Genomic DNA, 18,111 nt, shown 5'->3' with positions numbered 1-18,111 from the left:
TCCTGGAGACATGCGGAACGGGATGCACACCGACACCGAGCGCTGCGTACGCGCCGTCCGGTCGAAGGACGCGCGCTTCGACGGCTGGTTCTTCACAGCGGTCCTGACCACCCGGATCTACTGCCGGCCCAGCTGCCCGGTCGTGCCGCCGAAGCCGGAGAACATGACGTTCCACCCGAGCGCGGCGGCCTGTCAGCAGGCCGGATTCCGGGCCTGCAAGCGCTGCCGCCCGGACACCAGCCCCGGTTCACCCGAATGGAATCAGCGTGCCGACCTGGTGGCCCGCGCGATGCGGCTGATCGGCGACGGAGTCGTGGACCGCGAGGGCGTCCCCGGCCTGGCCCGCCGGCTCGGCTACAGCACCCGGCAGGTGGAGCGGCAGCTGCTGGCCGAACTGGGCGCGGGGCCGCTCGCGCTCGCCAGGGCGCAGCGCGCCCAGACCGCGCGGCTGCTCATCGAGACCACCCCGCTCCCGATGACGGAGGTCGCCTTCGCGGCGGGGTTCTCCTCGATCCGTACGTTCAACGACACCGTGCGCGAGGTCTTCGCCCTCTCACCGAGCGAACTGCGCGAACGCCTCCCGAGGAAACGGGCGGCGGCCGTCGCGAGGACGAGCCGGGGAGCGGCGACGGGCGGGGTGGCCGGCCCGAAGGCGGGCGGCGGGAGCGGGGTGGGGACGACAGCGCCGGGCGTACTGTGCCTGCGCCTGCCGTTCCGCGCCCCCCTCAACCCGGACAACCTCTTCGGTCACCTCGCCGCGACGGCCGTGCCCGGAGTCGAGGAGTGGCGCGACGGCGCCTACCGGCGCACCCTGCGACTGCCCTACGGCCACGGCATCGTCGCGCTCACCCCGCACGCCGACCACATCGGATGCCGGCTCACCCTCAGCGACCCGCGTGACCTGACCGTCGCCATCAGCCGCTGCCGCCGCATGCTCGACCTGGACGCGGACCCGGTGGCCGTTGACGACCAGTTGCGCACCGACCCGTTGCTGGCCCCGCTCGTCGACAAGGCGCCGGGACGCCGGGTGCCGCGCACGGTGGACGAGGCCGAGTTCGCCGTACGCGCCGTGCTCGGCCAGCAGGTCTCCACGGCCGCCGCCCGTACCCACGCCGCCCGTCTGGTCACCGCGCACGGGGAGCCGGTCGAGGACTCCGAGGGCGGCCTCACCCATCTCTTCCCTTCCCCCGACGCGCTGGCCGCGCTGGACCCCGAGTCCCTGGCCATGCCGCGGACGCGCCGTACGACGTTCACCACGCTGGTCGGTCAACTGGCCGACGGGACACTTCACCTGGGGGTGGAGAGCGACTGGGCCGAGGCGCGGGCCCGGCTCCTCGCCCTCCCCGGCTTCGGCCCCTGGACGGTCGACGTCATCGCGATGCGCGCCCTCGGCGACCCCGACGCCTTCCTCCCCACCGATCTCGGAGTCCGGCGCGCCGCGCAGGAGTTGGGCCTGCCCTCGACCCCCGCCGCCCTCACCGCCCGCGCGGCGGCATGGCGTCCGTGGCGGGCGTACGCGGTCCAGTACCTGTGGGCGACGGACAGCCACCCGATCAACTTCCTTCCCCTTTGAGCCCGTCACGGGCCCGCACCGAGGACACGCAGTGAAACGACACACGATCACCGACAGCCCCTACGGCCCCCTCACCCTTGTCGCCGACGACGGCCTCCTGTGCGGCCTCTACATGGTCGGCCAGCGGCACCGCCCGCCCCAGGAGGACTTCGGCGAGCGGGACGACAGCCTGCTGGCCGAGCCGAAGCGTCAGCTGGCGGCCTATTTCGCGGGCGGCCTCAAGGAGTTCGACCTGCCGATGCGCCTGGCCGGCACGCCCTTCCAGCGCAGTGTCTGGGACCAACTGGTCCGCATCCCCTACGGCGAGATCCGCTCGTACGGTGAACTCGCCGACGCCCTCGGCAACCCCAAGGCCTCCCGCGCGGTGGGCCTCGCCAACGGCAGGAATCCCGTCGGCATCATCGTGCCCTGCCATCGCGTGGTCGGCGCCGACGGAAGTCTCACGGGCTACGGCGGCGGCCTGGACCGCAAGCGCCGCCTCCTGGACTTCGAGCGGGGCTCCGCCCTCTTCTGACCCGGCCGGCGGGACGCGTCACCGACGGGTCCCGCCCGTTGCGCCCACGCCCAGGGGCGTGGGGGCAGTCGCCCTGCCGGTACGGGCCGGTGTTGTGCGGCGAGCGGCAAGTTCCCGCCGCCGGGCCGCCGTTCGGCTCGGGCGGGGCGGGCGCCGTTCCAGGGACCGGTCTCGCGGAGCCGGCGCGGCAGTGCGGGCAGGGCGGTGCCGATCGGCTCCCGTACGACCTCGGCGGCACGGTCGTCGTAGGGGGTGGGCTCGGCGTCGACGACGACGAGTCGCGCGCCGTGGTCGGCGGCGACGCCCGCGAGTCCGGCGGCCGGCTGGACCCGGAGGCGGCTGCCGACGGCGATGAACACCTCACACGCCTCGGTGATGGCGGCGGCCTCGCCCAGCACCACGGGGTCGAGCCGCTCGCCGAACGGCATATGGGCAGGTGGACGCAGCGACGGCGCTGGATGGCTTAACCGCCCGTCACCCATCGGACAGCTGCGATCACACCCAACAGCACGGCGGGGCCCACCCACCACCACCCCATGATCCGTCGTACCGACGGCAGCAGCCACAGCACTGCCACCGCACCGGCAGCCCCGATGGTGAGGACGCACGAGAGAACGATGCCGGCATACGCGTCGTCGTCCCAGGGCCCGGACGGACGGATGGTCAGTGCCGTCCAGCAGAAGTACGCAGCGACAAGGGTGAGCAGGATCAGTGGAACGGCGAGGACCAGGCGCAGGCAGCCGCGGTCGTTGTCCACGTGGGAAGGGCTGGTCATCAGCGCAGTGCGTTCCTTGCCTCGTCCAGATTGTTCGTAAAGCCACGCCCGTAGGCCTGGGCGTCGCCGGTCCGCCAGTACGGGCCACCGTTGTAACGCGCGGCGAGCTCCTGATACTGGGCCGGCGTCATCTCCTCCGCGGGCACGTTGGCGAACTCGCTCTCCGCCTTGAGTTGGGCCAGGTACTCCGAGGCGATGAAGATGTTCTGCGCAGGGTCCTGGAGAGAATCCTCCACCATGCTGCGCTGCTGGTCGGTGAGGTGGTCGGGGTCGTAGCCGAGGACCTCGGCGCCGCGTCGCACCTGGATGGCAATGGGCCCCATGGACGTGTTGTCGGGATCGCCGCCGAGACGCCAGGGAAGGCTCTCGGGGGCGATCGGACTGAGTGGGGAGTCAGCCTGTTCGCGGATGGTGTCGGTGATGTCGTCCAGGATGCCCGGCTGTCCGCCGATCTCCTGCCATGCGATACCGGCGACCATGTCCGGCGGGAGCCCCGAGTTCTGTGCCGCCGCCTTGATGATGTCCTTGTTCGCCGCGATCCAGTCGGCGCGCTCCTGGGCGTTGGAGGGCGGACTCCAGTAACTGTCCTTCGCCCCGGGGAGGTTGGCGACCGCGAGGCGGATGTCGCGCAGCGTCGGGGAGACGATGTCGTTCCCGGCGATGGGGTAGTGGTCCTGCTTGGGTCCGCTGCCGGGCAGACGGGTCAGCGGATTCGTGCGCGCCTCGGCTGCCTCTCGCCGCAAGTCCGCGATCGCCGAGACGATGTCGACGCGTTGAACGAAGCCCATGCGGAAGTCCGGCAGCAGGTCGTACGCCTGCTTGAGCTGGTGGACGCAGATCTCCCGTGCCTCGTGTTCTGTGGCCTTCGCCAGATGGAAATCGCCGCCGGCGGCGTCGTGCAGCCGGTTCGCGTCGTCGCGGATGTCGTCGACATCCATGGTGAGTTCGGCGAAGAAGTCCATGACGCCGGTGGTGGCCCGCATGTCCTCCCACTGGCGCATCGGCTCAGCCTCCTGGGCCTCACGGGTGATCGCCGTGCCCTTGGTGTGGATCAGGTTTGCGAGGGACTGCTCGTTCGCCTTGCCGTTGGAGTAGTGCGCCTTGGCGACCTCCAGGGCGAACGCGTAATCGCTCAGGGCGCCGGCGGCCTTGTGGTAACCCTCGGCGAGCTGCGTGAGCAGCTTGCGCGCCTCGGTGAGCCGGGCTTCGTAGTGCCGGCTGCCTTCGCTCTTCCACTGGGTGTGCTTCTCGGCTCGCTCGGCGGACGGGTCGACCGCCACGAGCATGTCGTGCAGGCGCTTGAACTCGTCCGCGTTCCGCTCGACGAGGGGCGGGTTGCAGCCCTCCAGATATTCAACGTCCTTGCGGTGGCTGATCCCGCCGCTCATCGTGCCTCCGGAGCGACGTACTGGCCGTAGCGCAACATGTCGTCGAGGAAGCGCTGTGCCGTGTCGTCGTCGATCTTCACGAAGTCGCTGCCGACTGTCCGCAGGCGGGTGGAGAGTGCCGCGAGGAGAGCGACCGCGTCGAGGTACTGGTCATCCGCGAATCCGGCGAACCGGGCCACCTGCCTGGCGACGTCCTCGTGTGTTCGAGGCTCCCGGGCCATGGTGGTGAGTTCGGCGTCGGGCCGGCCCTCCTGGAGGAAGCCCGCTATTTCGATCAGCAGATTCGCGTTGCCGTTGATCGAGTCGGTCTTGGCCACCAGACTCCCGGCGACCGGTGCGCCGGGGCCACCGCTCGCGTCGGCCGGAAGCTGGTCGATCTGCATGCCGGTCGACCCGCGCGCCAGGGCGTCGGCCTTCAACCGGGCCCACTCCTCATCGAAAGACAACTCCGTTCCCCCTCCAGCTCGTTGTCCCGAACAGCCAGTCGATCATGCCATTGGGGGGGCTTTACCGAAACCTCGTCACGTCTTTGCGGAGTGACGGCACGTCGCTCCGCCCTGACGTGCCGTATGCGGGCGAGGTCCATCGTCGCTGCCGCCTCCGCCGGTACGCGGGATACGTTGACGGAATCCCCTCGTCGGTGGAGATGCCCGCACCACTGAGGACGGCGACGAGAGGCTTGGTCGTGATGCCGAGGGCAGGGCGCCCGTCCGGCCGGTGCGAGTGGATATAAGGTGCCCCGGAGCGAGGGGTCACGGGGCCGCGAGGCCGTGATCCATGGGTCATCGGGTATGAGACCGCTGTGAATTCCTGGGGCACTTGAACGCCCCTGGGTCCCTCTACGTATGGCAGGGGGGATTTCCATGCCGGGCCTGTTACGAGGCGTAGGAGTACACACGTGAGACGGAACACGCGCAGACGCCCCACAGGGGCACGGCGTGCGACATTTGCCGCAGCCGCGCTGATATTGGGCGGAGGAGGGCTGGTAGCGGTCAATGTCTACGCGTCAGCCACCGAGAGCTGGGGCGGTGCGTCCGGGCAGCAGAACGAGACCAAGGCGGCGGGCGCCGCCACGATCGACTGTCCGGACGTGGGCAGCAAGCTCACGGAGGTGCCGGAGGCCGCGAAGGCGGAGGTCGACAAGCAACTCGCCCTCCTCGACCAGCAGATCTCCGAGGCGTACGCACGCCTCGCCTCGGCGGAGCAGGCCCAGACGCAGGACCCGAGCTTCGTGCAGAACGCGGTCCTCGGTCCGCTGAAGGAGAAGCGGGCCGCGGTCATCGACCGCATCAAGATCGGTTTCAAGAACGCGGGCGCCGAACCGCCGGCCATGCTCGACGGTGTCGCCACCTGCACCGCGGTTCCCGCCACCCCGGCCCAGAACAACGCCGGTGACCAGAACGGCGGCGGACAGCAGCAGGGCGACAACGGCGGTGGCCAGCAGCAGAACGGCAACGGCCAGCAGAACAACGGCCAGCAGGGCGGCGGCGCGGCGCCCGTCAGCGGGCCTGTCGCCGCGGACTTCGTGGACATCACGACCGTCCAGCCGAACGTGCCGCAGAAGCCGGGCAACGGCGGCGACGCCTCCACCGGTACGTTCACGACCACGTGCGGTGTGAACGCCAACAAGAAGTTCAACACCGACAACGTGATCGTCGCCCCCGGTGTCGCCAACGGCGCACACCACCTGCACGACTACGTCGGCAACCAGTCGAACGACGCGTTCGCCAGCAACGACGACCTCGCCAAGGGCGAGACGACGTGCAAGAACCAGGGCGACAAGTCCACGTACTACTGGCCGGTGCTCCGCGTGCAGGACGGCACGCAGGAGTTCGACGCCGACAGGAACGGCGGTGGCCTGGAGGGCAACGTCGGCAAGGTCCTGCAGGCGAAGGAGGCCCAGATCGAGTTCGTGGGCAGCCCGCAGAGCAAGGTCGTCGAGATGCCGACGTTCCTGCGCATCATCACCGGCGACGCGAAGGCGTTCGTCAACGGCCCCGCGAACGCCAACGCGCACTGGAGCTGCACCGGCTTCGAGGACAAGGTGCAGCTGACGGACAAGTACCCGATCTGTCCCCAGGGTGCCAGCGTGATACGGAAGTTCGCCTTCCAGAGCTGCTGGGACGGCCAGAACATCGACAGCGCCAACCACCGTACGCACGTGGCCTTCGCCGACGCGGCCGGTAACTGCGCGAACGGTTTCAAGGCGATTCCGCAGCTGTCGATGCGGCTGGTCTACGACGTTCCGCGGCCGACCCTGGAGAACGGCCAGGTGAAGAACCCGTACGCCGTCGACGGGTTCCCCGAGCAGCTGCACAAGGCCATCACCGACCACGACGACTTCATCAACGTCTTCGACGCGAAGCTGATGCGCGAGATGGTGGACTGCATCAACACCGGTCAGAAGTGCGTCGACGGTGTCGGCAACGGTGGCGGCGACAACGGCAACGGTGGCGCCGGCGGCAATGATGGCAACGGCGGAGACAACGGCAACGGCGGTGCCGGCGGTAACGGTGGCGCCGGCGGGGACAACGGCAACGGCGGTGCCGGCGGCAATGCCGGTGGCGCCGGTGGTAACGGTGGTAACGGCGGGAACGGCGGCGGCGGTTCCGGTGAGCCGTCGAAGGACGCCCCGACCCCGAGTGCCGACCCCACCTCCGGTGGTGACGGCGGCGCCGACCCCGGTACCCCCGCGGCGACGCAGCGGCCGAAGCCCCCGGCCACCACGCGCGGTTCCGAACCGGACAAGGGTGGCTCGGGCGATGACCAGGGCGGAGTCGTGCCCAAGGCGGACACGACGACCCCGGCCGCCGGGAACGACGCGCCCGCGGCGAACCAGGGCGGCGCGGCGGACACCGGGCAGACCCCGGCCACGAGCGGGGACACCCCGGCCGCGCAGGTGTCGTCACAGGCCCAGGGGCAGACCGAACCGCAGACGGTCGCGACCGGCGACCTGGCCGAGACGGGCACGACCCTGTGGCCGGCCGCGGGCGGCGGGGTGCTCGTGATCGCGGGCCTGGTGCTCCTGCGCCGGATCAGGCGCAGCGCCGTGTGACCCGGTCCTCCTGAGCGACCGACCAGGACGACGCCCGTACCCGCGGCTTCGCGGGTACGGGCGTCGTCGCGTCGCGTGCCCGTCGGCGGACCGGTCCGATCGCACCTGACGACCGGAACACCCGCCTCGGCCGCCGGTCGGTGAGCCCTGTCGGCGGCCCCGGTCACCGGCCCGCCCGCCCGCACCGCCGCCCGCGTGTCCGGTGCGACCCGGCCCGTCCGCTAGCCCACCCGGTGGCCGTTCTCCAGCTCCGCCGTTCCCGAGCCCTCGGACAGGACGTCGAGCGCGACCAGGACCCGGCGGCCGAGCGAGCCCGGCAGATGTTCGGGCAGTTCGTCGCGCGGGACCAGCCGCCACGACAGCAACTCCTCCTCCTGCAACCGGATCGCCTTGAGCTGTCCCTCGTCGAGGACTCCACCGTCGTACAGATAGGCGACCAGCGGGGGCCGTCCGGCCCCGTGCACCCAGTCGACCGCCAGCAGCCGGCCCGGTTCGATGTCGAGGCCGATCTCCTCGGCGGTCTCGCGACGGGCACCCTGGCGCGGGGTCTCCCCGTCGTCCGACTCGACGGTGCCGCCCGGAAGGGCCCACCCCTCGCGGTAGTTGGGCTCGACGAGCAGGATCCGGCCGTCCGTGTCGCGGAAGAGCGCGGCGGCACCGGCGAGGACGCGGGGCAGACCCGCGATGTACGTGGCGAAGTCCGGAGTGGTCATCCGTGAAGCGTAACCAGCCCGCGTGCCCGTCCCCCCGTACGCGGTGACCGGTTCGGCCGGGGCCGCCGTCGCCCGTTTCGGAGCCGGACGGGTACCGAAGGGGACGACACGTGGGCGGGAGGAACGGCACGGACGCCCGCCCGTCAGGAGGGGACCGCCGCCGTCCCGGCTCCGGCCTCCGCGAGCGCGACCGTGCGCGCGGCCAGTTCGCTGATCCGTACACCGTCGAAGCCGAACACCGCGCTGCGCACCGTGTCCTCCAAGGGGTCCTTCCACTGTGCGGGAACGGCCCCGGCCCCGCACAGGACCCCGGCGACCGAGCCCGCCGTCGCCCCGTTCGAGTCGGTGTCCAGGCCGCCGCGGACGGTCAGCGTGATGGTGCGGGTGAAGTCCCCGTCGCCGTACAGGAGCCCGGCCGTGAGAACGGCGGCGTTCGGGATCGTATGGATCCAGCCGAGCCCGGAGGTCTCCTCGGACACCGTGCTCAGCGTGTCCTCCCAGGTCATCCGGGTCTCGTGGAGCGTGAGCACCCGGCGCACGGTGCGGGCGAGGCGGCTGCTCGCGGGGATGACGGTCAGCGCGGTGTCGAGCGCCTGCCGCACGGTGGTCGCGGTGAAGGCGGCGGAGACCAGCGCCGCCGCCCACATGGCGCCGTACACGCCGTTGCCGGTGTGGGACAGCACGGCGTCCCTGCGGGCCAGGGAGGCCGCCCGGCGCGGCATCCCCGGACAGGTCCACCCGTAGATGTCGGCGCGGATCAGGGCGCCGATCCACTCCTGGTACGGGTTGTCGTAGGTGGCCGTGAGAAGCGGTTTGATGCCGTTGGCGAGGTTGCGGTACGCCGCCCGTTCCGCGGTGAACGTCTGCAGGTAGGGCAGCCGCAGCAGCCACAGGTCGCCGACCTGCTCGGTGCTGAAGCCGAAGCCGTGCGTCTCCAGGAGGTCGAGGCCGAGGATCGCGTAGTCGACGTCGTCGTCCCGGCAACTGCCGTGGATACGGCCGCGCACGCACTGCCGCCACTCGGGCCGCAGCGCGAACTCGTCGCCCTCGCCCTGGTCGCTGTCGGCCGGTCCGGGAAGGTAGTCGGTGAGCGGCAGGGCCGCGGTCCGGCGCAGATAGCGGTCGATGCGGTCCCGCGTCCAGTGGTCGCCCTGCTCGACCGGTTTGCCGAGCATGTTGCCCGCGATCCGGCCCAGCCAGCCCCCCAGGACGCGGTCCGAGAGCTCGGTGCCCACAGGGGTCATGGTTCCGGTCTACCCGATTCCGGCCGTCGGCGTGCGGTGTTCCGGGGGCGGGCCGGAGCATGACGGCGGGGTCGTCCTCCGGTTAAGGTCGCAGCGGCGCGACTGCCTTGACGTGTGCGAGGCCGGAAAGCAAGGGGAATGCAAGGTGGCGGACTCTGCCGAGAAGACGACACGCACGGGCGGCCGGCGTGATCCGCGGGTGCTGATCGCCGCGGACAAGTTCAAGGGCTCGCTGACCGCCGTCGAGGTCGCGGAGCGGGTGACGGCCGGACTGCGCCGGGTGGCGCCCGGCGCCGGGATCGAGGCGCTGCCCGTGGCCGACGGCGGCGACGGCACCGTGGACGCGGCGGTCGCGGCCGGTTTCGAGCGCCGGGAGGTACGGGTCGCCGGGCCCCTGGGGGACGAGGTCACGGCAGCGTTCGCGCTGCGGGGCGACACCGCGGTCGTCGAGATGGCCGAGGCCAGCGGACTGCAACGGCTGCCCGCGGGGACCTTCGCGCCGCTCACCGCGTCGACGTACGGCTCCGGGGAACTGCTGCGTGCCGCACTGGACGCCGGAGCGCGGGTCATCGTGTTCGGTGTCGGGGGCAGCGCCACGACGGACGGAGGCGCGGGGATGCTGGCCGCGCTGGGCGCGCGCTTCCTCGACGCGGACGGCGAGCGGGTGGCGCCCGGTGGCGCGGCGCTCGGCGACGTGGTGACCGCCGACCTGTCCGGTCTGGACGCCCGGCTCGCCTCGGTCGACCTCGTCCTCGCCAGCGACGTGGACAACCCGCTGACCGGTCCCAAGGGTGCCCCGGCCGTGTACGGCCCCCAGAAGGGCGCGAGCCCCGACGACGTGGTGGTCCTGGACACCGCGCTCGCCCACTTCACCACCGTCCTGGAGAAGGCGGTCGGTCCGCGGGCCGCCGAGTACGCGGCCGCGCCCGGGGCCGGAGCGGCCGGCGGCATCGGGTACGGGGCGCTCGTGGTCGGCGCGCGTTTCCGACCCGGCATCGAGGTCATGCTCGACGTGCTCGGCTTCGCCCCGGCCCTCGACCGGGCCGACCTGGTCATCACCGGTGAGGGTTCGCTCGACGAGCAGACCCTGCACGGCAAGGCCCCGGCGGGCGTCGCGGCGGCCGCACGCGCGGCGGGCAAGGAGGTCGTCGCGGTCTGCGGGCGGCTCGCCCTGCCCCCGGAAGCGCTCGGGCGGGCCGGTATCCGGCGGGCGTACCCGCTGACCGACGTCGAGCCCGACATCGCGACGTGCATCGCGGACGCGGGTCCGATCCTGGAGCGCGTCGCGGAGAACATCGGACGCGACTTCCTCCTCTGAGCGACGGCGCCCGCCGGCCTGCCGGGCGATGCCCTCGCCCGGCAGGCGGCACCCGCGCGTCCGGCCGGCGTGACGTTCTCGTCCGGGCAGCGGCATCTGCCCGGACGAGCGGTGTGACGTCGTCGTCCGGCCGTTCACAGCCCGCCCGTCCACACGTCACCCGCACCGCGGGCCGCCCCTCACCCGGCCGTCCCGCCCCCCGACAACCGGTACGCGTCCAGGGCCAGCGTCATCTCGATCAGGTCCCGGGGCCGGGCCAGCGAGCGGGACGTCAGTTGTTCCAGCCGTCGCAGCCGGTTGAAGACCGTGTTGCGGTGGCAGTACAGACGCCCCGCGGCCCGCCCGGCGGAGCCCTCGCACAGCAGCCACACGTCGAGGGTCTCCAGCAGTACCGCCCGGTCGGCCGGCTCCAGCTCCAGCAGCGCCCCGAACACGTCGCCGACCAGCCGTCCCGCCAGCTCCGGCTGGCTCACCACCAGTGCCGTCGGCATCCGCTGGTCGAGACGTACGACCTCGGTCATGTCCGGCGTACAGGTGCGCAACGCCAGCTCCGCCAGCCGCCGCGCCCGCCCCAGTTCGCCGAGACCCGCCACCACCGGACTGACACCGCCCGGCCCCGAGCACCGTCCGTGCAGCATCCGCACCACCTGGTCGAGGTCCTGGTCGGCGCCCAGCGCCACCACGCCGATCTCGCAGTCCGCCCGCATCCTCCAGATGAAGCGCAGCCCCCCGCTCTGGACGGGCCGGGGGACCGCCTCCCGTAAGTCCCGGCGCTCGGGGCGCAGGACCACCACGGCGTACGGTCCCTGCTCGGGCAGGTCGAGCCCCGCCGCGGCGCGCGCCGCGAGTCCGGGGGCCTCCTGTCCCTCCAGCAGGGCGTCGAGCAGCGCCTGCAACTGTTCGTCCGTGCGCCGCCGCAGCTCCCGCTCGGTGGACCGGTACGCCTCCGACGCGGCGACCGTCTGGGCGTCGACGGCCGACCACACCATCGTCGCCGAACGCATCAGCACCGCCAGCCGCTCGGGCTCCCGGCCCACCGGGCCCTCCATGAGCGCGTCCCACACGAGATAGCCCGCGGCGCGGTAGGCGTGCACGAGCAGTTCCAGCGGCAGCCCCTGCAGGGCCCGCCGGCGCCCCGCCTGCTCGGCGTGCTCCAGATCCCGGCGAGGCGAGTCCCGTGGCGCCGAGATCGTCTCGATGCCGATGCGCATGGCCGTCTCCGCCTCCCGCCACTGCTGGTCGTGCGGCAGCACCTGCGCGTAGACGGGCGAGTGTTCGGCGAGCTGTCGCAGGTGCTGGTCGACGAGCTCGGGCAGTCGTTCCAGCAGAGCCCCGCAGGACTCCGCGAGCAGCATCCAGTCATGACCGGTCCGCGGTCTGCGCCCTCCCATGGCCGGAGGATGCCACCGTCGCACCGCCCCGCACAGGCCCCTGACACGCAGCGTTGTGCGCGCGCACAACGGGCGGCCACGACCTCTGGGCACCCGCCGCGATTCGCCCGCCCCCCGTGGACGGACGCTCCCCGCCGGTGCTGAGGTGAGCGCCACACCGAGCCACGACAAGCACCGAGTGACGACAAGTACCGAGTGACGACAAGCACCGAGTCACGACAAGTACCGAGTCACGACGAGCACCGAGTCACGACAAGTACCGAGCAAGGACAAGGGAGGTGCCATGGGCGGTTCCGCTCTGGTCGTACGCGATCTGTCGGTCGGATACGGACCCGTGCGCGCACTGCGCCAGGTGTCGCTGGACGTTCCGGAAGGTGCCGTGGTCACGGTCCTGGGCGGCAACGGCGCGGGCAAGTCGACGCTGCTGCGGGCCGTGTGCCGGACCCTCTCCTTCCACGGAGGAGCGGTCACCGGAGGGTCCGTCAGTCTGGGCGGCCGTCCTCTCGACCGGTTGCCGCCGGACCGGGTGGTCGCCGCGGGGGTCTCCCAAGTACCGGAGGGCAGGCGTGTGTTCGCCCGGATGACGGTCGCCGACAACCTGCGGGCCGGGGCGCTCGGCGCCACCGGGGGCCGGGCCGAGCGGTCCCGGGCGCTGCGCCGCGTGCACGACCTGTTCCCCGTGCTGGCCGAGCGCGCCCAGCAGCGCGCCGGGCTGCTGTCGGGCGGCGAGCAGCAGATGCTCGCGGTCGGGCGGGCGCTCATGGGCGCCCCGAAGGTGCTCCTCCTCGACGAGCCCTCGCTCGGACTCGCCCCGCTGATGGCCGCGCGGATCGCCGACACCGTACGGGAGATCAACGCCCAGGGGACCTCCGTCCTCCTCGTCGAGCAGAACGCCGCCCTGGCCCTCCGGCTCGCCACCCACGCCTATGTCCTGGAGGTCGGCGAGGTGACCCTCTCGGGTCCCGCCGACGAGCTCGCCGCCTCCGACGAGGTGCGCCGCCGCTATCTGGGCGTGGTGGACGAGGACGCCGCGGCCGACGCGTCACGAGCCCGCGGCGCGCTGCCGGCCCTGCCGCGCTGGAAGGGGTGAGCGCACCCGTGGAGAGACCCGAAACCGCGCCGACCACACCCACAGTGCCGGGAGTTGACGAAGACTCCGCCGTACCTCCGCTCCGGATAACGGAGTTGACGGTCAGGTTCGCCGGACTGACCGCTCTGGACGCGGTGAGTCTCACCGTGCGCCCCGGCACCGTGCACGCCCTCATCGGACCCAACGGCGCCGGAAAGTCCACCTGTTTCAACGTCCTGTCCGGTGTCTACCGGCCGGCGTCGGGAAGCGTCCGCTTCGGCGAGCACGAACTGACCGGCCTGCCACCGCACCGCATCGCGGCCCTCGGTGTCGCCCGGATCTTCCAGAACCTCGCCCTGCCGCCCCGCGTCACGGTCGAGGACAGTCTGCTGCTCGGTCGGCACCGGCTGACCCGTACCGGATTCCTCGCCGCCGGGCTGCGGCTGCCCGCCGCCGCCCGCGAGGAGCGTCGGCACCGTGAACGCGTCCGTGAGATCGCCGCGTTCGTCGGTCTGGAGCGGCAGCTCGACCGGCCCGCCGGCTCGCTCCCGTACGGGCAGCAGAAGCTCGCCGAACTCGCCCGCGCCCTGTGCATGGAACCCCGGCTCCTGCTGCTGGACGAACCCGTCGCCGGCATGACCGCCGACGAGCGGCGCCGTACCGCCGAGGTCGTCGCCGGCGTCCGCGACAGCCTCGGCATCTCGATCGTGCTGGTGGAACACGACATGGGGGTGGTGATGCGGCTCGCGGACGCGGTGACCGTACTCGACTTCGGACGCCGGATCGCCGACGGCGCCCCCGCCGACGTACAGAACGATCCCGCGGTCGTCCGCGCCTACCTGGGCGAACGCCTCGACGCAGAGGAGACCGACCGATGAGCACGTTCGCCGAGCTCCTCCTCAACGGAGTCTCGCTGGGCTCCGTCTACGCCCTGATCGCCCTCGGCTTCGTCGTGATCTTCCGGGCCACCGAGGTCGTCAACTTCGCCCACGCCTCACTGCTTCTCGCGGGCGGCTACATCACCGCGTCCCTGCACGACGACATCGGCTTCTGGCCCGCGCTGCTCGTCGGCATCGCCGGCGCCGCGCTGGTCGGCGCCGCCGTGGAGTTCCTGGTGATGCGCCGCTACCGGGGCACCGACCACAGTGTCCTCGCCATCGTCACCATCGGCGTCGACATCCTGCTCACCACCGAACTGACCCGCCGCATCGGCACGAACGTACTGAGCCCCGGCGATCCCTGGGGGGACGCCGTGCTCACCATCGGGCCGGTCTCCCTCGCGCACACCCGGATCGCCGCGTTCGCCGCCGCGGCCCTGCTCATCACGGTCTTCCTGCTGGCCTTCCGCTACACATCCTGGGGCGTGGCGATGCGCGCCGCCGCCGAGAGTCCCGAGACCGCGGCCCTGATGGGCGTCCGGCTGGGCCGGGTGTCGCTCGGGGCCTGGGCGGTCGCCGGGGGACTGGCCGCCGTCGCGGCGCTGTTCCTCACCGTCTTCCCGACGCCCGGCCTGGAACGCGCCACCTCCCTCGCCGCGCTCAAGGCGTTCCCCGCGGCGATCCTCGGCGGCCTCGACTCGACGACGGGCGCGCTCGTGGGCGGCCTGCTGGTCGGCATCACCGAGTCCTTCGCCACCGGCTACCAGAGCGACCTCAGCTTCCTCGGGCGCGGTCTCGGAGACCTCGCGCCGTACCTGGTCATGGTCGCGATCCTGCTCATCCGGCCCGCCGGGCTGTTCGGTACGAAGGAGCTCGCCCGTGTCTGAGGTCCTCGCCCGCGAAGAGACGGCCGGTGAGCCGCGGCCCACGCGCCGCCGCGCCCTGCGGCTGCCGCACGGCCGCGTGTACGCCGGGGCCGGATGCGCCGTCCTGCTGCTCGGCCTGCCCTTCTACCTCGAACGCTTCTGGCTCCAGGCGGGCCTGTTCGCGATGGCCGCGGCGATCGGCGCGATCGGCATCAACCTGCTGACCGGAGCGACCGGACAGCTCTCCATGGGCCACGCCTTCTTCCTCGCGGTCGGCGCCTATGGCTACTGCGTGTTCGCCGCCGACGGGAGCGACGGACTGACGGGTCTTGGACTGCCGACCTGGCTCGCCGCCGTGCTCGCCGTCGGCGTCTCCGGAGTCGCGGGAGGTCTCTTCAGTCCCATCGCCGGCCGGCTGCGCGGCGCCTACCTCGGCATCGCCACCCTCGCCCTGATCTTCATCGGCCAGCACGTGCTGTTCAACGCGCGGGATCTCACGGGGGGCTTCAACGGCCGTGACGTACCGCCGCTGAGCCTGTTCGGCCTCACCTTCGACGACCGCGAGACCGTTGTCGCCGCCGTTCCCTTCGGCTCCGCCGAGAAGCTCTGGTACGTGGGACTCCTGCTACTGCTGGGGGGCGCGCTCTTCGCCCGCGGCGTGCTGCGCGGCCGTCCGGGCCGGGCCCTGAACGCGATCCGCGACCACCGGATCGCGGCCGGGGTGATCGGAGTCCCGGTCGCCCGGTTCCGCGCCGCGGTCTTCGTCCTCTCCTCGATGTACGCCGGTCTGGCCGGGGTGCTGCTCGCGCTGATCTTCCAGCGCACGGTGCCCGACTACTTCGGGATCACGCTCTCGCTCGACTACCTCGCCATGATCGTCATCGGCGGCCTCGGTTCGGTGGCGGGCGCGGTGGTCGGGGCGGCCTTCGTCTCCCTGCTGCCCCAGCTGCTGACCCACTACAGCGACGCCCTGCCCCTGGTCTCGGACCCGGGTACCGGCGGAATCGCACCGGGCGAGGCGGCCCGGTACCTGTACGGCGCCGCCGTCGTGGCGGCGGTGCTCTTCCTGCCCGGCGGTCTGGTCAGTGTGGCCGCCCGGCGTCGCGGCAGGCCCAACCCAGGGGAGGAAAGATGACCATGCGCATGGTACGGAGGCCGGGGGCACCCGCGGCGAAGGCGGTCGCGGGCGCGCTCGCGGTGCTGCTCGTGCTGGCCGGGTGCAGTTCCAAGGCCAAGGACGGCAAGGAGAGCGACAAGGAGGGGGCGGGTGGCGTCAAGACCGGCGTGGGTGTCTCCGGGAAGACCATCGCGCTCGGGGTGCTCACCGACATGACGGGGGTCTACGCGACTCTCGGCAAGAGCGTCACACAGGCCCAGCAGCTCTATGTGAAGCAGACCAACGCCGACGGCGGTGTGTGCGGCCACCAGCTGGCGCTCACCGTACGCGACCACGGCTACGACCCGCAGCGGGCGGTCGCCGGGTACACCGAGCTGGAGCCGAAGGTGCTCGGGTTCACGCAGTTCATCGGCTCGCCGTTCGTGGCCGCCGTCAAGCAGCGCGTGGACGGCCGGGACAAGGGTCTGGTGCTGCCCCAGGCCTGGTCGGCCCACCTGCTCGGCAGCCCGTACATCCGGGTCATCGGCTCCACGTACGACATCGAGACGATCAACGCCCTCGACTTCCTGATGAAGAAGAAGGGACTGAAGAAGGGCGACAAGGTCGGCCATGTGTACTTCGAGGGCGACTACGGCGAGAACGCCCTGGCCGGTTCGAAGTACATGGCCGAGCAGTCCGGGCTGACCGTCGTCGAGCAGAAGATCAAACCGACCGACAACGACATGACCGCCCAGGTCGCCGCCCTGAAGCAGGCCGGAGTCAAGGCGATCGTGATCAGCGCGGGTCCACGCCAGGCGGCCTCGCTCGTCGGGGTCGCGGCGGCGGGCAGGTTCGACGTGCCGATCATCGGCAACAACTCGGCCTTCGCGCCGCAGCTGCTCGCCACCCAGGCGGGCCCCGCCCTGATGAAGAACTACTACGTCGCCTCGCCGTCGCTGCCCATCGGCGCGGACACCCCGCAGGCCAAGAAGCTCGTCGAGGACTACAAGGCCGCCTATCCGAAGGACTCGCTGGACAACGGCGTGGTGGCCGGTTGGACCGCCGCGCTCGCCTTCGGTGAGGCCCTCAAGAAGGCCTGCGCCGGCAAGGACCTCACCCGGGAGGGCGTCGACAAGGCGCTGCTGACGATCAACGACTTCGACGCGGGCTTCGGGATCACCCAGGACTTCACCGACCCGAAGGCCCCCTCCTCGAAGGAGAGCGTCATCCTGCAACCGGACAAGAACGCCGTGGGCGGGATGAAGGTCGTCCAGCAGGCCGCCGCCTCGGCCGTGGCAGAGGGCTACACACCGGGCGACTGACCCGGCCCGCTCACGGCGAAGGGCCCCGAACCGGACGGTTCGGGGCCCTTCGCCGTGAGCGGGCCGTCGTACGGGGTGCTACGGCAGCTGTGCCGCGCGCGCCTCACGCCGGTTGTCGCGGAAGTTGTTCACCCTCCGGGCCGTGGCGAAGAGGGGGATCACCGCACCGAGGACCAGCTGCAGCGCGCACCCGGTCTGGAGGAGCAGCTGCCCGCCCGGGGCGTCGAAGGCCCAGGCCGCCAGCATGCCCATGCTCAGCACGATCCAGGAGAGCATCGCCACCGCGAGACGTCCCCGCGGCTTCGGGTACTCGACCCGGCTCACCATCAGCCACGCGGTCCCGATGATCGCCATGAGCGTGGCGACGAAGGGAAGCTCCAGCAGCACGATCGAGACCACGGTCAGCGCGCCGAACGGCGACGGCATGCCCTGGAACGTGCCGTCCTTGACCGTCACGCAGGAGAAGCGCGCCAGCCGCAGCACGACCGCCAGCAGCACCACGATCGCGCCGACCGCGGCCACTCTCTGGTGCGCGTCGTCCGCGACCATGCCGTAGACCAGCACGAAGTAGGCCGGAGCGAGGCCGAAGCTGATCAGGTCCGACAGGTTGTCGAGTTCCGCGCCCATGGGGGAGGAGCGCAGTTTTCTCGCCACCAGGCCGTCGAACAGGTCGAAGACCGCGGCGCAGAGCATCAGGATGACGGCCGTGGCGGCGCTGTGCCGCGCCATGCCCGACTCCTGGCTGCCGGTGAGGTGCGGGATCAGGATGCCGGTGGTGGTGAAGTACACCGCCATGAAGCCGCACGTGGCGTTGCCGAGGGTGAGGGTGTCCGCTATCGAGAGGCGAAGAGAGAGGGGCATTTCCTCCTCGTCGTCCGCCTCGTCGGCCTCCGGCACCCAGCCGGCCTG

The 18,111-nt window shown here is 71.7% G+C and carries 16 protein-coding genes and 1 pseudogene; 9 read left to right on the top strand and 8 right to left on the bottom strand.

Going from position 1 to position 18,111, the window contains the following annotated elements:
- The first annotated feature begins 10 nt into the window (after positions 1 to 10).
- Together GFH48_RS09610 and GFH48_RS09605 are read left to right on the top strand one after the other, a co-directional pair.
- The gene (locus GFH48_RS09610; protein ID WP_322746984.1) at positions 11 to 1,573 is read left to right on the top strand and encodes an AlkA N-terminal domain-containing protein; all 1,563 of its coding nucleotides are present in this window, start codon (positions 11 to 13) and stop codon (positions 1,571 to 1,573) included.
- Between the two features lie 31 nt (positions 1,574 to 1,604).
- Complete coding sequence (locus tag GFH48_RS09605; protein WP_153287856.1) at positions 1,605 to 2,087, top strand: methylated-DNA--[protein]-cysteine S-methyltransferase; 483 nt, start codon at positions 1,605 to 1,607, stop codon at positions 2,085 to 2,087.
- Positions 2,088 to 2,263: 176 nt separating this feature from the next.
- Here GFH48_RS09605 and GFH48_RS09600 read toward each other — a convergent pair.
- The 4 genes and pseudogenes from GFH48_RS09600 to GFH48_RS09585 all read right to left on the bottom strand — a co-directional run.
- Positions 2,264 to 2,521 (bottom strand): annotated as a pseudogene (locus GFH48_RS09600) (hypothetical protein); the annotation flags it as partial.
- A gap of 29 nt (positions 2,522 to 2,550) precedes the next feature.
- The gene (locus GFH48_RS09595; protein WP_153287855.1) at positions 2,551 to 2,862 is read right to left on the bottom strand and encodes a hypothetical protein; all 312 of its coding nucleotides are present in this window, start codon (positions 2,860 to 2,862) and stop codon (positions 2,551 to 2,553) included.
- Entirely contained in the window at positions 2,862 to 4,250 is a 1,389-nt protein-coding gene (locus GFH48_RS09590) for a hypothetical protein (RefSeq protein WP_153287854.1), read from the bottom strand. Before GFH48_RS09590 ends, GFH48_RS09595 begins: the two co-directional genes overlap by 1 nt.
- The gene (locus GFH48_RS09585) at positions 4,247 to 4,696 is read right to left on the bottom strand and encodes a hypothetical protein (RefSeq protein ID WP_228120482.1); all 450 of its coding nucleotides are present in this window, start codon (positions 4,694 to 4,696) and stop codon (positions 4,247 to 4,249) included. Before GFH48_RS09585 ends, GFH48_RS09590 begins: the two co-directional genes overlap by 4 nt.
- A 452-nt stretch (positions 4,697 to 5,148) precedes the next feature.
- Here GFH48_RS09585 and GFH48_RS09580 point away from each other — a divergent pair, with 452 nt between their 5' ends.
- Positions 5,149 to 7,305 carry a DUF1996 domain-containing protein gene (locus tag GFH48_RS09580; protein ID WP_194280538.1) on the top strand — a complete coding sequence of 719 codons (2,157 nt, stop codon included), beginning with the start codon at positions 5,149 to 5,151 and terminating at the stop codon, positions 7,303 to 7,305.
- A 221-nt stretch (positions 7,306 to 7,526) separates the two neighbouring features.
- On the opposite strand, the gene GFH48_RS09575 is transcribed toward GFH48_RS09580, so the two are convergent.
- The gene (locus GFH48_RS09575) at positions 7,527 to 8,018 is read right to left on the bottom strand and encodes an NUDIX domain-containing protein (RefSeq protein WP_153287853.1); all 492 of its coding nucleotides are present in this window, start codon (positions 8,016 to 8,018) and stop codon (positions 7,527 to 7,529) included.
- Positions 8,019 to 8,161: 143 nt separating this feature from the next.
- Positions 8,162 to 9,262 (bottom strand): ADP-ribosylglycohydrolase family protein, encoded by a 1,101-nt coding sequence (locus GFH48_RS09570; RefSeq protein WP_153287852.1) that lies wholly within the window; start codon positions 9,260 to 9,262, stop codon positions 8,162 to 8,164.
- 199 nt (positions 9,263 to 9,461) lie between these two features.
- Between GFH48_RS09570 and GFH48_RS09565 the strand changes: the two genes are divergently transcribed.
- Positions 9,462 to 10,580, top strand: coding sequence for a glycerate kinase (locus GFH48_RS09565; RefSeq protein WP_153292817.1), 1,119 nt, complete (start codon positions 9,462 to 9,464; stop codon positions 10,578 to 10,580).
- 179 nt (positions 10,581 to 10,759) lie between these two features.
- On the opposite strand, the gene GFH48_RS09560 is transcribed toward GFH48_RS09565, so the two are convergent.
- Positions 10,760 to 11,971 carry a PucR family transcriptional regulator gene (locus GFH48_RS09560; RefSeq protein WP_153287851.1) on the bottom strand — a complete coding sequence of 404 codons (1,212 nt, stop codon included), beginning with the start codon at positions 11,969 to 11,971 and terminating at the stop codon, positions 10,760 to 10,762.
- A 283-nt stretch (positions 11,972 to 12,254) separates the two neighbouring features.
- On the opposite strand from GFH48_RS09560, the gene GFH48_RS09555 reads away from it, so the two are divergent.
- Genes GFH48_RS09555 through GFH48_RS09535 form a run of 5 tightly spaced genes read left to right on the top strand, consistent with a single transcriptional unit; the run spans position 12,255 to position 17,202 of the window.
- A complete protein-coding gene (locus GFH48_RS09555; RefSeq protein WP_153287850.1) occupies positions 12,255 to 13,061 on the top strand; it encodes an ABC transporter ATP-binding protein in 807 nt (268 codons plus the stop codon).
- Positions 13,062 to 13,105: 44 nt separating this feature from the next.
- On the top strand, positions 13,106 to 13,918 hold the full coding sequence (locus GFH48_RS09550) for an ABC transporter ATP-binding protein (RefSeq protein ID WP_153292816.1): 813 nt from the start codon (positions 13,106 to 13,108) through the stop codon (positions 13,916 to 13,918).
- Positions 13,915 to 14,805, top strand: a complete 891-nt coding sequence (locus GFH48_RS09545; protein WP_153287849.1) for a branched-chain amino acid ABC transporter permease — start codon at positions 13,915 to 13,917, stop codon at positions 14,803 to 14,805. Before GFH48_RS09550 ends, GFH48_RS09545 begins: the two co-directional genes overlap by 4 nt.
- Before the next feature lie 55 nt (positions 14,806 to 14,860).
- The gene (locus GFH48_RS09540) at positions 14,861 to 15,919 is read left to right on the top strand and encodes a branched-chain amino acid ABC transporter permease (RefSeq protein ID WP_228121293.1); all 1,059 of its coding nucleotides are present in this window, start codon (positions 14,861 to 14,863) and stop codon (positions 15,917 to 15,919) included.
- Positions 15,916 to 17,202, top strand: coding sequence for an ABC transporter substrate-binding protein (locus GFH48_RS09535; RefSeq protein ID WP_228120480.1), 1,287 nt, complete (start codon positions 15,916 to 15,918; stop codon positions 17,200 to 17,202). Before GFH48_RS09540 ends, GFH48_RS09535 begins: the two co-directional genes overlap by 4 nt.
- A gap of 78 nt (positions 17,203 to 17,280) precedes the next feature.
- Here GFH48_RS09535 and pssA read toward each other — a convergent pair whose 3' ends face one another.
- Complete coding sequence (gene pssA, locus GFH48_RS09530; RefSeq protein WP_148013295.1) at positions 17,281 to 18,099, bottom strand: CDP-diacylglycerol--serine O-phosphatidyltransferase; 819 nt, start codon at positions 18,097 to 18,099, stop codon at positions 17,281 to 17,283.
- Positions 18,100 to 18,111: the final 12 nt, after the last annotated feature.

Origin of the sequence: Streptomyces fagopyri (assembly GCF_009498275.1) — a bacterium.
In the GTDB taxonomy this organism is placed as follows: Bacteria; Actinomycetota; Actinomycetes; order Streptomycetales; family Streptomycetaceae; genus Streptomyces; species Streptomyces fagopyri.
This window is presented reverse-complemented; position numbering and strand designations above follow the sequence as displayed.